Origin of the sequence: Aurantimonas manganoxydans SI85-9A1 (assembly GCF_000153465.1) — a bacterium.
In the GTDB taxonomy this organism is placed as follows: domain Bacteria; phylum Pseudomonadota; class Alphaproteobacteria; order Rhizobiales; family Rhizobiaceae; genus Aurantimonas; species Aurantimonas manganoxydans.
On record NZ_CH672387.1, the window covers coordinates 1,406,344 to 1,420,418 of the forward strand.

General features: G+C 68.6%; 11 protein-coding genes. 9 read left to right on the top strand and 2 right to left on the bottom strand.

The features are described from left to right. Positions 1–62 precede the first annotated feature (62 nt). A complete protein-coding gene (phaC, locus tag SI859A1_RS06635) occupies positions 63–1,904 on the bottom strand; it encodes a class I poly(R)-hydroxyalkanoic acid synthase (protein WP_040325481.1) in 1,842 nt (613 codons plus the stop codon). A gap of 161 nt (positions 1,905–2,065) precedes the next feature. Here phaC and SI859A1_RS06640 point away from each other — a divergent pair, with 161 nt between their 5' ends. The 9 genes from SI859A1_RS06640 (at position 2,066) to SI859A1_RS06680 (ending at position 13,648) form a co-directional block, all read left to right on the top strand. After that, positions 2,066–2,518, top strand: coding sequence for a hypothetical protein (locus SI859A1_RS06640; protein ID WP_148233759.1), 453 nt, complete (start codon positions 2,066–2,068; stop codon positions 2,516–2,518). A gap of 89 nt (positions 2,519–2,607) precedes the next feature. Further along, positions 2,608–3,825, top strand: coding sequence for an LL-diaminopimelate aminotransferase (locus tag SI859A1_RS06645; protein ID WP_009209059.1), 1,218 nt, complete (start codon positions 2,608–2,610; stop codon positions 3,823–3,825). 40 nt (positions 3,826–3,865) lie between these two features. After that, the gene (locus tag SI859A1_RS06650) at positions 3,866–5,170 is read left to right on the top strand and encodes a homoserine dehydrogenase (RefSeq protein ID WP_009209060.1); all 1,305 of its coding nucleotides are present in this window, start codon (positions 3,866–3,868) and stop codon (positions 5,168–5,170) included. Positions 5,171–5,320: 150 nt separating this feature from the next. Beyond that, positions 5,321–6,310 carry a class II fructose-bisphosphatase gene (gene glpX / locus SI859A1_RS06655; protein ID WP_009209061.1) on the top strand — a complete coding sequence of 330 codons (990 nt, stop codon included), beginning with the start codon at positions 5,321–5,323 and terminating at the stop codon, positions 6,308–6,310. Between the two features lie 54 nt (positions 6,311–6,364). Continuing rightward, positions 6,365–8,158 carry a single-stranded-DNA-specific exonuclease RecJ gene (recJ, locus tag SI859A1_RS06660; protein WP_009209062.1) on the top strand — a complete coding sequence of 598 codons (1,794 nt, stop codon included), beginning with the start codon at positions 6,365–6,367 and terminating at the stop codon, positions 8,156–8,158. Positions 8,159–8,255: 97 nt separating this feature from the next. After that, positions 8,256–9,302: an aldo/keto reductase gene (locus tag SI859A1_RS06665; RefSeq protein WP_009209063.1), complete on the top strand. Its 1,047-nt coding sequence runs from the start codon at positions 8,256–8,258 to the stop codon at positions 9,300–9,302. A 122-nt stretch (positions 9,303–9,424) separates the two neighbouring features. Then, positions 9,425–10,393 carry a TAXI family TRAP transporter solute-binding subunit gene (locus tag SI859A1_RS06670; RefSeq protein WP_040326361.1) on the top strand — a complete coding sequence of 323 codons (969 nt, stop codon included), beginning with the start codon at positions 9,425–9,427 and terminating at the stop codon, positions 10,391–10,393. A 120-nt stretch (positions 10,394–10,513) separates the two neighbouring features. Then, positions 10,514–12,307, top strand: a complete 1,794-nt coding sequence (locus SI859A1_RS06675; RefSeq protein ID WP_009209065.1) for a TRAP transporter permease — start codon at positions 10,514–10,516, stop codon at positions 12,305–12,307. Positions 12,308–12,514: 207 nt separating this feature from the next. Further along, complete coding sequence (locus SI859A1_RS06680) at positions 12,515–13,648, top strand: zinc-dependent alcohol dehydrogenase family protein (protein WP_040325485.1); 1,134 nt, start codon at positions 12,515–12,517, stop codon at positions 13,646–13,648. Positions 13,649–13,710: 62 nt separating this feature from the next. Here the strand turns inward: SI859A1_RS06680 and hmuQ are convergent, their stop codons facing one another. Further along, positions 13,711–14,055 (bottom strand): heme-degrading protein HmuQ, encoded by a 345-nt coding sequence (hmuQ, locus tag SI859A1_RS06685; protein WP_009209067.1) that lies wholly within the window; start codon positions 14,053–14,055, stop codon positions 13,711–13,713. Positions 14,056–14,075: the final 20 nt, after the last annotated feature.

Here is a 14,075-nt window from a genome sequence, read left to right on the forward strand (position 1 = left end):
GCTGCCGATAGCGGCGGTGGTCGGCCGGCGTCAATGCGACGCGCGGGCTCGGGGCCGCCGGCTCAGGCCTTGATCTGCACGTAGCTGCCGGGCGCGTCCTCGATCGGCTTCAGCTTGCGGCCGCCGGGCTTGCGCGCCTTGACCTTCGTGCCGGACAGCGGTGCGATCCATTCCTGCCAGTGCGGCCACCAGGAGCCGGGCGTCTCCTTCGCCGCCAGCAGCCAGTCCTCGTATGTGTCGACCTCCCTGGGGGCCGGGCCCGTCCAGTACTGGTACTTGTTCTTCTCGGGCGGATTGACGACGCCGGCGATATGGCCCGAGCCGGACAGGACATAGGTGACGTTCGAGCCGAAGGCCCGGCAGCCGGTGAAGACGCTGCGGGCCGGGGCGATGTGGTCTTCCTTGGTCGCCAGATTGTAGATCGGGATATCGACCTGCGAGAGGTCCAGGCGGTGGCCGCCGATCTCCATCTCGCCGCGCGACAGCCGGTTCTCCAGATAGCAGTTGCGCAGGTAGAACAGGTGGTTCGCCTTCGGCATGCGGGTGGAATCGGCGTTCCAGTAGAGCAGGTCGAAGGGCAGCGGTTCCTTGCCGCGCAGGTAGTTGTTGACGAAATAGGGCCAGATCAGATCGCCCGAGCGCAGGAGGTTGAAGGCCGTCGCCATCTGCGAGCCTTCCAGATAGCCCTTCTTCTCCATCGCCCGCTCCAGCGTCTGGAGCTGCGGCTCGTCGACGAAGACCTTCAGGTCGCCGGCATGGGTGAAATCGATCTGGGTGGTCAGGAAGGTGGTCGAGGCAATCCGCGTGTCGCCGGTCGCCTTCAGATAGGCGAGGGAAGCGCCGAGCAGCGTGCCGCCGACGCAATAGCCGATCGTGTTGACCTCCTTCTGGCCGGTGGCCGCCTCGACCGTGTCGAGGCCGAAGACGATGCCTTCCTCGATATAGGCCTGCCAGTCCTTCATCGCCTGCCGGTCGTCGGGATTGACCCAGGAAATGACGAAGACCGTGTGGCCCTGGCCGACCAACCAGTTGATGAAGGATTTCTCCGGCTTCAGGTCGAGGATGTAGAACTTGTTGATCCAGGGCGGCACGATCAGCAGCGGCCGCTTGAACACGGTCTCGGTCTGCGGCGCGTACTGGATGATCTGGCACACGTCGTTCTGGGCGACCACCTTGCCGGGAGTCAGCGCCATGTCGCGGCCGACCTTGAAGGTCGAGGCGTCCGACTGGCGCAGGCGCAGGGTACCGCCGCCGGCCTGCATGTCCTCGGCGAACATCTTCATGCCGCGCACGAGGTTCTCGCCGTTGGAAGCGACGGTCTCGCGGTAGAGCTCGGGATTGGTCAGGACGAAATTCGACGGCGACAGGGCGTTGCTCACCTGCCTGAGATAGAATTCCGCCTTGTGGCGCGTATGCGGATCGAGGCCCTCGGTGCGCTCCAGAAGATCGTCGGCCCAGCGCGTCGTCAGGATGTAGACCTGCTTCACGAAGTCGAAGAACAGGTGCTCGCTCCACTGCTTGTCGGCAAAGCGCTTGTCGCCCTTGGTCGTCTCGACGGGATTGACCGGCGCCTCGCCGGCCATGCGCCGGATCGAGTTGTTCCAGACATTCATGTAGCTGGAAAAGAGCGCGGTCTGGGCTTCCACCGCCCGGGTCGGATCGGTCAGCCAGTATTCGGACACCTTCGACAGGGTCTGGACGATCTCGCCCAGCGACACCGGATTGTCCTCGACGATCTCGCCGCGTTCGCGCGGGCCCACCCAGGCCGAGGCCGCCTTGCCGACCTCTTCCAGCACATGCGCCATGTTGCGCGCGAAGGCTTCCGGATCCTTGACGACGAAGTCCGGGTCGGGACCGGCGCCGTTTTGCGGTCCGGCGTCGTTCGGCTGCTTGGTCGTCGTCATGCGGCATCCTCCCATGCGGTGCGGGCCTGCTGGTTCCCAGTCTGGCCCGAGGTGCCCGGCCATTGTGTCGAGGATCGGCTCCCGCCACAATCGGGCCCCCAAGCTTTTGTCAAAGCCCGACCTCTAGGATATGAGGTGTGACGCTGTTTCAAGAAGGCCTGATGGCTATGCTTCCGCTTTCCGTTATCCGTCCGTTCGCGATCGTGCTGGCGCTGCTGCCGGCCGCCGCCTGTCAGTCGGAGAACACGTCCGTCGGCGCCCTGCGGCTCGCGGCCTCGCCGGACGTGCCGAGTTCGCAGCGGACCGACGCGGACGGCTATCCACTGCTCGGCGCCTATCCGGGCCGCGCCGCCGAGCAACTGACCGATGCCGAGGTCCAGGCCGAGCAGGCCCGGCTCGCTGCGACGGCCGGCCAGCATGCCAGCGCGGCGGCGCAGCCGAGCGGCTTCGACGGCAAGATCCAGCGCGCCCAGTCGGTGCGCCAGCAGCAGGCCGCGGAGATGCAGGCGGTCCTGGCCACCGAGCCGACGCCGCGCGACGCCGCCGGCAAGCGGCCGGCGCGCACCGGGCCGACGCCCGAGGAAGTCTTGCGCCAGATCGAGGCCGGGCAGTAACAGGCCTTCCGCCGACCTAAATTTCCGCGACCGGCCCACCTGACGACCGGCCCAATCCCCGACCGGCAGTGCGCCGAGGACCGAATATCATGGAAGAATTTCACAAGATCCGCCGGCTTCCGCCTTACGTCTTCGAGGAGGTCAACCGCCTGAAAGCGACGGCCCGCGCCGGCGGCGCCGACATCGTCGATCTGGGCATGGGCAATCCCGACCTGCCGACGCCGAAATTCATCGTCGACAAGATGTGCGAGGCGATCCGCGACCCGCGCACTCACCGCTATTCGGCCTCCAAGGGCATCGCCGGGCTGCGCAAGGCGCAGGCGGCCTATTACGCCCGCCGCTTCGGCGTGACGCTGAACCCAAATACCCAGGTGGTGGCCACGCTCGGCTCGAAGGAAGGCTTTGCCAACATGGCGCAGGCCATCACGGCGCCCGGCGACGTGGTGCTGTGCCCGAACCCGACCTACCCGATCCACGCCTTCGGCTTCCTGATGGCGGGCGGCACGATCCGCGCGATCCCGGCCAAGCCCGATGCCGACTTCCTCGTCGCGATCGACCGGGCGGTGCGCTACTCGATCCCCAAGCCGATCGCCATCATCCTCAACTACCCGGCCAATCCGACCGCCTTCGAGGCCGATCTCGACTTCTATCGCGAGATCGTCGCCTTCGCGCGCAAGCACGAGATCGTCGTGCTGTCGGATCTGGCCTATGCCGAGATCTTCTTCGACGGCTCGCCGCCCCCTTCTATCCTTGAGGTGGAGGGTGCGATGGACGTGGCGGTGGAGTTCACCTCCATGTCGAAGACCTTCTCCATGCCGGGCTGGCGGATGGGCTTTGCCGTCGGCAACGAACGGCTGCTGGCGGCGCTGGCGCGGGTGAAGTCCTATCTCGACTACGGCGCCTTCACGCCGATCCAGGTCGCAGCGACCGCGGCGCTGAACGCCGGCGACGAGGCGATCGAGGAGGTGCGGACCATCTATCGCCGCCGCCGCGACGTGCTGGTCGATTCGTTCGGCCGCGCCGGCTGGAACGTGCCGTCGCCGTCCTCGACCATGTTCGCCTGGGCCCCGCTGCCCGAAGCCTATCGCCACATGGGCTCGCTGGAATTCTCCAAGCTGCTGATCGAGAAGGCGGATGTGGCCGTCGCGCCGGGCATCGGCTTCGGCGAGCACGGCGACAACCATGTGCGCATCGCACTGGTCGAGAACGAGCATCGCATTCGCCAGGCGGCCCGCAACATCAAGCGCTTTCTTGCCACCGGCGCCGAAGCCGGGCAGAAGGTCGAAGCCATCGGCGCCGGCTCCTGACCTCGCCGGCTATTTCGACGCAAACATCGACAGGGACGTCATGAACAGCCCATTGCGGCTCGGCATTGCCGGGCTTGGAACGGTCGGCGCGAGCCTTGGCCGGCTGATCGAGACCAGGGCCGAGGCGCTGGCCAACAAGGCCGGCCGTGCGATCCGCACCACCGCGGTCTGCGCCCGCGATCGCAGCCGTGACCGCGGCTTCGACAGTTCCGGCCTCGCCTGGTTCGACGATCCGGTGAAGCTGGCGGCAGAAGCCGACATCGACGTCTTCGTCGAGCTGATCGGCGGTTCGGAAGGCCCGGCGCTGGATTCGGTGAAGGCGGCGCTGAACCGCGGCCTGCCGGTGGTGACCGCCAACAAGGCGCTGCTCGCCCATCACGGCGTGACCCTGGCGCGGCTGGCGGCCCGCAAGAAGACCGAGATCCTGTTCGAGGCGGCCGTCGCCGGCGGCATCCCGATCGTCAAGACCATGCGCGAGGCGCTGGTCGGCAACGATGTCAGCCGCGTCTACGGCATCCTCAACGGCACCTGCAACTACATGCTGACCCGCATGGAGAAGGAGGGGATCGCCTTCGACGCCTGCCTCGCCGACGCCCAGCGGCTCGGCTATGCGGAAGCCGACCCGACCTTCGACATCGGCGGCTTCGACGCGGCCCACAAGCTGGCGATCCTCACCTCGCTCGCCTTCGGCTGCGAGCTGGACCTGGAATCGGTGTTCATCGAGGGCATCGAGACGGTGACCAACGACGACATCGCCGCGGCGGCCGAGCTCGGCTACCGCATCAAATTGCTCGCAGTGGCCATGCGCACCGATACCGGCATCGAGCAGCGTGTCCATCCGGCGATGATCCCAGCCGATTCCGCGCTGGCGCGGGTCGACGGCGTGACCAATGCGGTGGCGGTCGACAGCGACCTGCTCGGCTCGATCCTGCTGGCCGGTCCGGGGGCCGGCGGTGAGGCGACCGCCTCGGCGGTGCTGTCGGACATCATGGACGTCGCCGGCGGCACCCTGCGGCCGACGCTCGGCATGCCGGCAGCCAATCTGGCGCCCTACAAGCGGGCCCGCATGCGCGCCCATGAGGGCGGCTACTACATTCGCCTGTCGGTGCTCGACCGGGTCGGCGCCTTCGCCTCGATCGCGCGGCGCATGGCCGAGAGCAAGATCTCGCTGGAATCGATCGTCCAGCGGCGGCGCGACGAGACCGCCGACGCGTCGATCGCGCCGGTGGTGCTGGTCACCCACGAGACCACCGAGGCGGCTGTCCGCAAGGCGCTGGAAATGGTGTCCAAGGACGGGCATCTGTCCGGCGAGCCGAAGATGATCCGCATCGAGGCGCTCGACTGAGCGCTTCATTCGCCGGAGGGCCCGGGAGGCGGCTTCTCCGGCACGGTGACCGGTGACATTGTGCTTTCGCACATCCGGCGCATATCAGGCCTGCACGCCCGGCACTGGCACGATTCGGGCGGCGGGGACGCGACGAGGGAGAGACGCGCGATGACCAGGGCACCTGACGAGACCGGCACGCTGGACCGGATTCTGACGCTCGAAATCGCGCGGGTCACCGAGCGGGCCGCCGTCGCGGCGGCGCATCTGCGCGGTCGCGGCGACGAGAAGGCCGCCGACCAGGCCGCCGTCGACGCCATGCGTTCGGAGCTCAACACGCTGGCGATCGAGGGCGTCATCGTCATCGGCGAGGGCGAACGCGACGAGGCGCCGATGCTGTTCATCGGCGAACAGGTCGGCACCGGCGAGGGGCCGGCGGTGGACGTGGCGCTGGATCCGCTCGAGGGCCGCACGGTCTGCGCCAAGAACCTGCCCAACTCGCTCGCCGTCATCGCCATGACCGGACGCGGCAGTCTCCTGAACGCGCCGGACGTCTACATGGAGAAGATCGCCGTCGGACCGGGCTATCCGGAGGGCGTGGTCGATCTGGCCCAGCCGCCCGAGGTCAATCTGCAGGCGCTGGCGAGGGCCAAGGGCGTCGCAGTCTCCGAGATCACCGCCTGCATCCTCGACCGGCCGCGCCATGCGCCGCTGATCGAGGCGGTGCGCGAGGCCGGGGCCGCCATCCGCCTGATCGGCGACGGCGACATCGCCGGCGTCATCCACACGACGGATCCCGAGCAGACCGGCATCGACATCTATATGGGCATTGGCGGCGCGCCCGAGGGCGTCCTGGCGGCCGCGGCGCTGCGCTGCACCGGCGGCCAGATCCAGGGCCGCCTGCAGCTCAACACCAACGACAAGCGCGCCCGCGCCGAAAAGATGGGCATCTCCGATCCGTACCGGATCTACTCGACCCACGAGATGGCCTCGGGCGACGTCATCTTCGCCGCGACCGGCGTGACCGACGGCAATCTCCTCGACGGCGTGCGCTTCTACAACGACCGCATCGTCACCCACACGCTGCTGATGCGCTCGCGCTCGCGCACCGTGCGCGAAATGCGCGCCTATCACCACGACAAGTCCAAGTTTCATCTGTGAGCAGTCGCGGGGACGGCCTTGCGCCGCCCCGCCGCCATCGCCACAACAGCATCCATGGCCGCACCCCTGCGCACATTTCTCGACGTCGATCGCTCGATCGGCGGTCGCCGCTGGCTGAACGCGCTCGACGAGCGGGCCGAAGGCGCCGCCCTGAAGATGGCGCAGTCGCTGGGCCTGCCGGACATCGTCAGCCGGGTGCTGGCCGCCCGCGGCATCGCCGAGGCAGATGCGACCGGCTTCCTCGATCCGCGCATCCGCGACCTGATGCCCGATCCCTCGCGCCTCACCGCCATGGACGCGGCCGCCGAACGCCTCGCGGACGCCATCGGCCGGCGCGAGAGCGTGGCGATCTTCGGTGACTATGACGTCGACGGCGCGGCCTCCTCGGCGCTGCTCTGGCGTTACCTCAAGCATTTCGGCATCGACGCGGCGATCCGCATTCCCGACCGGATCACCGAGGGTTACGGCCCGAACCCTGCGGCGATGCGCGAACTCGCCGCCGACGGCGCCACGCTGATCGTTACCGTCGACTGCGGCACCGGCAGCTTCGAGGCGATCGAGGCGGCGCGTGCCGAAGGCGTCGACGTGGTCGTCCTCGACCATCACCAGACCGGCCCCGAGCTTCCCGACGCCAATGTGCTGGTCAATCCGAACCGCCAGGACGACCTCTCGGGGCTGGGGCATCTGTGCGCGGCCGGCGTGGTGTTCATGACGCTGGTGGCCGTGTCGCGCGAGCTGCGCCGGCGGGGCATGGCCCAGTCGAAGTTGCCGGACGTCTTCGGCCTGCTCGACCTCGTGGCGCTGGCAACGGTCTGCGACGTGGTTCCGCTCGTCGGGCTCAACCGCGCCTTCGTGGTGCAGGGGCTGAAGGTCGCCCATGCCCAGCGCAATGGCGGGCTGGCGGCGCTCGGCCGGGTCTCGCGCCTGTCCGGGCCGATGGAGACCCATCATTTCGGCTTCATGCTGGGACCGCGGATCAATGCCGGCGGCCGAATCGGCGACGCGGCCCTCGGCAGCCGGCTGCTCTGCCTCGACGACGACGCGGCCTGCGACGAGGTCGCCGCGCGCCTCAGCGCCCTCAACGAGGAGCGCCAGGCGATGGAGCAGACCATGCTGGCCGAGGCCGACGCCGAAGTCGCCGCCGAGATCGGCTCAGGGGAGGGCCCGGCCGTGCTGGTCGTCGGCTCGAACGACTGGCATCCGGGCATTGTCGGGCTGATCTCGGCGCGCCTGAAGGAGCGCTATCGCCGTCCGGCCTTTGCCATCGCCTTCGACGGGTCGGGCCGCGGCACCGGGTCGGGCCGCTCCATCGGCGGGTTCGATCTCGGCCGGCTGGTGCGCGAGGCGGTGATCGAAGGGCTGCTGGTCAAGGGCGGCGGCCATGCGATGGCGGCCGGCGTGACCATCCAGAAGGATCGGCTCGGCGATTTTCGCGGCTTCCTGGAAGAACGCGCCGCCGCGGCCGTGAGCGCATTGCGCGAGGGCGATTCCCTCAAAGTCGATGGCACGGTCAGCGCGGCCGGGCTGACGCCCGACCTCTATGCGACGATCATGCGGGCCGGCCCCTTCGGCTCGGGCCATGCCTCACCGATCTTCGCGCTCGCCCGGCACCGGATCGATTCCTCCTCGATCGTCGGCAATGGCCATGTGCGGGCGACGTTGCGCGGTGCCGACGGCGCGCGCGTCTCGGCCATCGCCTTCAAGACGGCGGACACCGAGGTTGGCCAGAGACTGCTCAGTTCCCGCGACCGGCCGATCCATGCCGTCGGGACATTGTCGCTGGACCGCTTCCGGGGCCGCGAGGAAGTGCGCTTCCGGCTGCTCGACCTCGCCGAAGCCTTCGACTGAACTCGCCGTCACCCGCCGGAACCCCGCGGTTTGCTTGTGCCGAGGGGAGAATTGGCTAGGGTCCGGCCCGAACGATTCCCCATCAGCGAGGACACGCATGAAGTACCGTCCACTCGGCCGGACCGGCCTGAGCGTCAGCGAGATCTGTCTCGGCACCATGACCTGGGGAAGCCAGAACAGCGAAGCCGAGGGCCATCAGCAGATGGACTACGCGGTGGAGGCGGGCGTCAATTTCTTCGACGCCGCCGAAATGTATCCGACGACGCCGATGACCGCCGAGACCGTCGGCCGGACTGAGGAGATCATTGGGACGTGGTTCGCCGCGTCGGGCAAGCGTGACGACGTCGTCCTGGCCAGCAAGATCACCGGCCAGGGCAACGCCAAGGTGCGCGGCGGCGAGCCGATCACCGGCGCCAGCGTCCGGGCGGCGGCGGAGGCCAGCCTGAAGCGGCTGCAGACCGACCGCATCGACCTCTACCAGCTGCACTGGCCGAACCGCGGCTCCTACCATTTCCGCCAGTCCTGGACCTACGATCCGAGCGGCCAGGATCGCGAAGCGGTCGAGGCCAACATGATCGAGGTGCTGGACGCGCTGGACGCTCTGGTGAAGGCCGGCAAGATCGGCCATGTGGGCCTGTCCAACGAGACCTGCTGGGGCACGCAGAAATTCCTGCAGATCGCCGAGGCGCGCGGCCTGCCGCGGGTCGCCTCGATCCAGAACGAATACAGCCTGATGCACCGGCTGTTCGACCTCGACCTCGCCGAGCTGGCGGTGAACGAGGATGTCGGCCTGCTGGCCTATTCGCCGCTCGCCGCCGGCCTCCTGACCGGCAAGTACAGCGGCGGCGCCAGCCCGAAGGGTGCGCGGCTCGCGGTCAATGACAACGCGCTCGGCGGCCGCTACACGCCGGAGAACGCGGTCATCGCCGATGCCTACGGCGCCGTCGCGAAAAAGCACGGCCTCGATGTCTGCCAGATGGCGATCGGCTTCTGCCTGACCCGGCCGTTCATGACTGCGGCGATCATCGGCGCGACCAATATGGACCAGCTGCGCAACAACATCGCGGCGGCGGACGTGACGCTCAGTGATGACGTCCTGGCCGAGATCGACGCGCTGCATCGCGCTCATCCGATCCCGATGTGAACCTTCAGGCGGCCGCCGCGCCTTGCCTGAGGGGCGGCCGCACTTGACAGAGAGGCCGGCGCTGCCGACAGCGTCGGTCGGGACACACGCCGGCACCGGCGAACGCCTTGGGAGGAATGACGATGCACGGAAATGGTTTGAAGACGTTCGCAGCCGCTGCGGCCGTACTGGTCGCGGGGCTCCATGCGACGCCCGGCGCCGCCGAGGAGCGGATCTCCTACAAATCCGCCAAGAGCGGCACGTCCTACTACCAGATGGGTGTCGAGCTCGCGAATGCGGTCAAGGGCGGCACCGAGGGCGAGGTCATCGTCACGGTCGAGGAGAGCCAGGGCTCGGTCCAGAACGTCATGGAAGCGGCGGCCCGCGCCGGCAATTACGTCTTCACCGCGCCTCCGGGCCTCGTCTCGGCTGCGGCGGCTGGCACCGGCCCCTTCGCCGAGCGCCAGAATCCGCGCTTTGCCGAGATCCGCTCGCTGTTTCCGATCCCGTCGCTGACCATGCATTTCGTCATGCGCGGCGATGCCGATGCGCGCGCGCTGGAGGACATGGCCGGCAAGACCATCCTTCTCGGCAAGGGCTCCTTCGGCGCCACCGAGGGCGAGAAATATCTCGAGCTCTTCGGTCTCGCCGACAAGGTGACGGTCGCCGACGCCGAACTCGGCAATGCTTCGGACGCGCTGAAGAACGGCCAGATCGACGGCTTCGTCACTGCCGGCTCATTCCCGGCACCGAACGTCATCGAGGCGTCGGCCAGCACGCCGGTGAGCCTGATCACGCTGACCGACGAGCAGGTGGCCGAGACCGGCCGCACGCGTCAGGTCATCCCGGCCGGCACCTATGCCGGCATCGACGAGGACACCGTCACCACCTCGCTGCCGGTCGTCGCCTTCACCACCACCGCCACGAGCGAGGAGACCGCCTATCTCCTGACCAAGACCTTCTGGGACGAGAAGGCGGCGATGGGCGAGAGCGCTCGCTGGTGGAACGCGGTCACGCCGGAACTGCTGGAAGGCAGTGGCGTCAAGCTGCATCCAGGCGCCGCCCGCTATTACGAGGAAGCCGGGATCGATCTGCCCGACGATCTGCGCTGAGACGACCGGGCCCGTGCCCTGAACCGACAAAGACCCTTCCGGCCCCGGTAGCGCGCGACGCTGCCGGGGCCGACCTGCAAGTGCGACGCGCCGCGCGACGGCCCGCGCGAGGATGATGCGATGAGTACGATGGTAGCCGACGACGCGGCCGTGCGCCCTCCGATGTGGTTCGTCTGGCCGGTGCTCGGGCTGCTCTCCATCGTCTTCCATCTGGGACTGATCTTCAGCGGTCTCGTGCCGGCGCTGGTCGCCCGGCCGATCCACATGGCGCTGGCGCTGCCGTGGCTCTTCGTCTTCCTGGCCAAGACCCGCATGCAACTCCTCACCGGTTGGGTGCTGCTGATCCTCGGCGAGATCGGCTGCCTCTACATCGCGCTCAACGCCGGCCCGCTGTCCGACCAGTACGGCTTCATCGACAATGGCTTCCAGATGGCGGTCGCGATCACGCTGCTCGCCATCACGCTGGAGATGGCGCGCCGCGCGATCGGCTGGCCGCTGCCGCTGGTGGCGCTGATCTGCCTCGCCTACGGCCTCCTGGGCCAGTATGTGCCGGGCGAATACGGCCATCCGGGCTTTCCCTTCGCCAGCTTCCTCGGCACCATGACCATCACCGAGGGCGGCATCTGGGGCTCGCTCACGGGCGTGTCCGTCGGCATCGTCTCGATCTTCGTCATTCTCGGCGCCGTGCTGAATGCCGGCGAGGCCGGGCAGGGCTTCATGAATGTCGCGACGCTGGCGGCCGGCCGTCTGCGCGGCGGTGCCGGCAAGGTCTCGGTGCTGTCCTCGGCGATGTTCGGCTCGATCTCCGGCTCGGCCTCGGCCAATGTCGCCTCGACCGGCGCGGTGACCATTCCGGCCATGACCCGGCTCGGCTATCCGCGGGCGCTGGCCGGCGCGGTCGAGGCGGTGGCCTCGTCGGGCGGCCAGATCATGCCGCCGCTGATGGGGGCAGGCGCCTTCGTCATGGTCGAGCTGACCGGCACGCCCTATGCGACCATCATGGGGGCGGCACTGCCGCCGGCGATCCTCTACTTCCTGACCACCTGGATCGGCATCGACCTGTTTGCCCGGCGCTACGGCCTCGGTGCCGTCGATGCGGCGGACCGCCCCTCGGTTCGCGACGTGGTGATCACCTCCATGTTCTTCGCGGTGCCTTTCGGCATCTTGCTGGAGCGCATGTTCGTCGGCGGCTTCACGCCGCAATATGCCGCCTGCCTGGCGATCCTCGCCGCCGCGCTGCTGCTCTTCGTCAATGTGCGCGGCGAGGTGTCGCTGCACCGCTTCGTCGAGCGGGCCGGCGGCGCCGCGGTCAGCGCCGGCCAGCAGATCGCGGTGATCGGCGCGATCATCATCTGCGCCTCCATCGTCATCGGCGTCCTCGGCATGACGGGGCTCGGGGTGAAGGTCACCTCGACGATCCTGTCGGTGGCCGACGATTCCCTTTGGCCCGCCCTGTTCCTCACCGCGATCGCCTGCATCCTGCTCGGCATGGAGGTGCCGACGACGGCAGCCTACGTGATCTGCGTGACGATTGCCGGGCCGGCGCTGGAACGGCTCGGCATCGAGCCGCTGCTGGCGCATCTCTTCGTCTTCTGGTTCGCGCTCCTGTCGACCATCACTCCGCCGGTCTGCGGCGCCGTGTTCATCGCCGCCGGCATGGTCGGCGAGAACTGGCTGAAGGTGGCCGGGTCCGCCATGCGCCTCGGCATCGGGCTCTATGTCATCCCGCTGGCGATGATCGCCAATCCGGCGATCATCCACATGGCCGACCGTCCGGCCGAGGCCGGCCTCGCCTTCGTAAAGATCGCCATCGCGCTCTGGGCGCTGTCGCTGGCCTTCATCTGGAAGGGGCCGGTGTGGATGCGGCTTGCCGCCGGCCTTGGCGGGCTGATCGTCTGCTTCGCGTCGCTCTGACGGGCGCACAAGCAGAACCCGCGGGGCGCGGATTGCCAAGCCGCCAGGGGCGATGCGACATTCCCGGCCGATCGCAGGGAGACATGCGGCACACTGGGGAGCATCGCCGGTCGGATTGCACCGGAAGGCGGGGGCCCGACCGGTGGTGCGCCGTTGATGCCGGTTGTCGCGGAGCATCGCGGCGGCTGGCCCGAGGGGAGGACAGACATGACGACCACCACCACACGCGCGGCGGTGCTGCGCAGATCGCCCGTCGAGGGCCCCTATGCCACGTCGCGGCCGCTCTCCATCGAGACCGTCGAGCTCGCGCCGCCGGGGGACGGCGAGGTGCTGGTGCGCATCAAGGCCGCCGGGCTCTGCCATTCCGACCTGTCGGTGATCGACGGCGTGCGGCCGCGGCCGACCCCGATGGTGCTCGGCCATGAAGCCGCCGGCATCGTCGAAACGGTCGGTGCGGGCGTCGACGACCTGGCCCCCGGCGACCACGTGGTGATGGTCTTCGTGCCGTCCTGCGGCCATTGCAGCCCCTGCGCCGAAGGCCGGCCGGCGCTGTGCGAGCCGGGCAATGCCCGCAACGGCGAGGGCACATTGCTGTCGGGGGAGCGGCGCCTGTCCTGCGAGGGCGAACCCGTCCACCATCATCTCGGCGTCTCGGCCTTTGCCGAGCGTTCCGTCCTGTCCCGCCGTTCGCTGATCAAGATCGATCCGGAGCTGCCGCTGGAGATCGCGGCGCTGTTCGGCTGCGCGGTGCTGACGGGTGTCGGCGCGGTGGTCAACACCGGCCGGGTCAAGGCCGGCGAGACGGTCGCCGTGGTCGGGCTCGGCGGCGTCGGCCTCAGTGCCATTCTCGGCGCGGTCGCGGCCGGGGCTTCGCGGATCATCGCGGTCGATCTGCAGGCCGACAAGCTGGACATGGCGAAGACGCTGGGGGCGACCGACATCTTCAATGCCGGCGAGGCGGGCGTTGCCGATGCGGTGCGCGCAGCCACCGGCGGCGGTGTCGATCATGCCTTCGAGATGGCCGGCTCGGCGCGGGCGCTGGAACTCGCCTTCGCCATCACCCGGCGCGGCGGGGCAACGGTGACCGCCGGGCTGACGCCGCCGACGGCGACCATGGCGCTGTCGCCGCTCAAGCTCGTCGCCGAGGAGCGGACTTTGAAGGGCAGCTATGTCGGAAGCTGCATCCCGAGCCGCGACATTCCCCGCTATATCGCGCTGTATCGCGGCGGACGGCTGCCGGTGGACCGGCTGTTGACCAGCCGCGGAACGCTCGACGATATCAACGAAGGCTTCGATGCGCTCGCGGCTGGCCGCACGGTCCGCCACGTCGTCCTGCTGTGACGCGGGGCCCGTTCATGCCGGCCGGCAACGCGTGAACCCGCGTCGCCGGCCGGTCGTGTCGCTCAGCCGGTGGCGGCAAGCTGTGCCGCTTCGAGCCCCGGAATGGTCTGGACGACGGTGAAGCCCTCGAACTCGGGGTGGCCGAGATACATGGGCTGGCGTTCGCCGGCACTGCGGTGGGCGGCCCGGAACGCTTCCGACTTGGTCCAGCCGGTGAATGCGGCCTCGTCGGCCCAGATGGTGTGCGAGGCGTAGAGGACGTGGTCCTCGCGCGCCGGCCCGCGCAGCAGGTGGAACTCGACGAAGCCCGGCACCGTCTGGAGCTGGGATTCGCGATTGCGCCAGACCGCCTCGAATTCCTCCTCCTGTCCGGGAAGTACCTTGAAGCGGTTCATTGCGATGAACATGGTCTGATCCTCGTGTTTGT

Coding starts and splice junctions, on each gene's coding strand:
- hmuQ (WP_009209067.1), bottom strand. CDS start 14,055: ATGTTCATCGCAATGAACCGCTTCAAGGTACTTCCCGGACAGGAGGAG.
- SI859A1_RS06670 (WP_040326361.1), top strand. CDS start 9,425: ATGCACGGAAATGGTTTGAAGACGTTCGCAGCCGCTGCGGCCGTACTG.
- SI859A1_RS06675 (WP_009209065.1), top strand. CDS start 10,514: ATGAGTACGATGGTAGCCGACGACGCGGCCGTGCGCCCTCCGATGTGG.
- SI859A1_RS06645 (WP_009209059.1), top strand. CDS start 2,608: ATGGAAGAATTTCACAAGATCCGCCGGCTTCCGCCTTACGTCTTCGAG.
- phaC (WP_040325481.1), bottom strand. CDS start 1,904: ATGACGACGACCAAGCAGCCGAACGACGCCGGACCGCAAAACGGCGCC.
- SI859A1_RS06665 (WP_009209063.1), top strand. CDS start 8,256: ATGAAGTACCGTCCACTCGGCCGGACCGGCCTGAGCGTCAGCGAGATC.
- SI859A1_RS06650 (WP_009209060.1), top strand. CDS start 3,866: ATGAACAGCCCATTGCGGCTCGGCATTGCCGGGCTTGGAACGGTCGGC.
- SI859A1_RS06680 (WP_040325485.1), top strand. CDS start 12,515: ATGACGACCACCACCACACGCGCGGCGGTGCTGCGCAGATCGCCCGTC.
- recJ (WP_009209062.1), top strand. CDS start 6,365: ATGGCCGCACCCCTGCGCACATTTCTCGACGTCGATCGCTCGATCGGC.
- SI859A1_RS06640 (WP_148233759.1), top strand. CDS start 2,066: ATGGCTATGCTTCCGCTTTCCGTTATCCGTCCGTTCGCGATCGTGCTG.
- glpX (WP_009209061.1), top strand. CDS start 5,321: ATGACCAGGGCACCTGACGAGACCGGCACGCTGGACCGGATTCTGACG.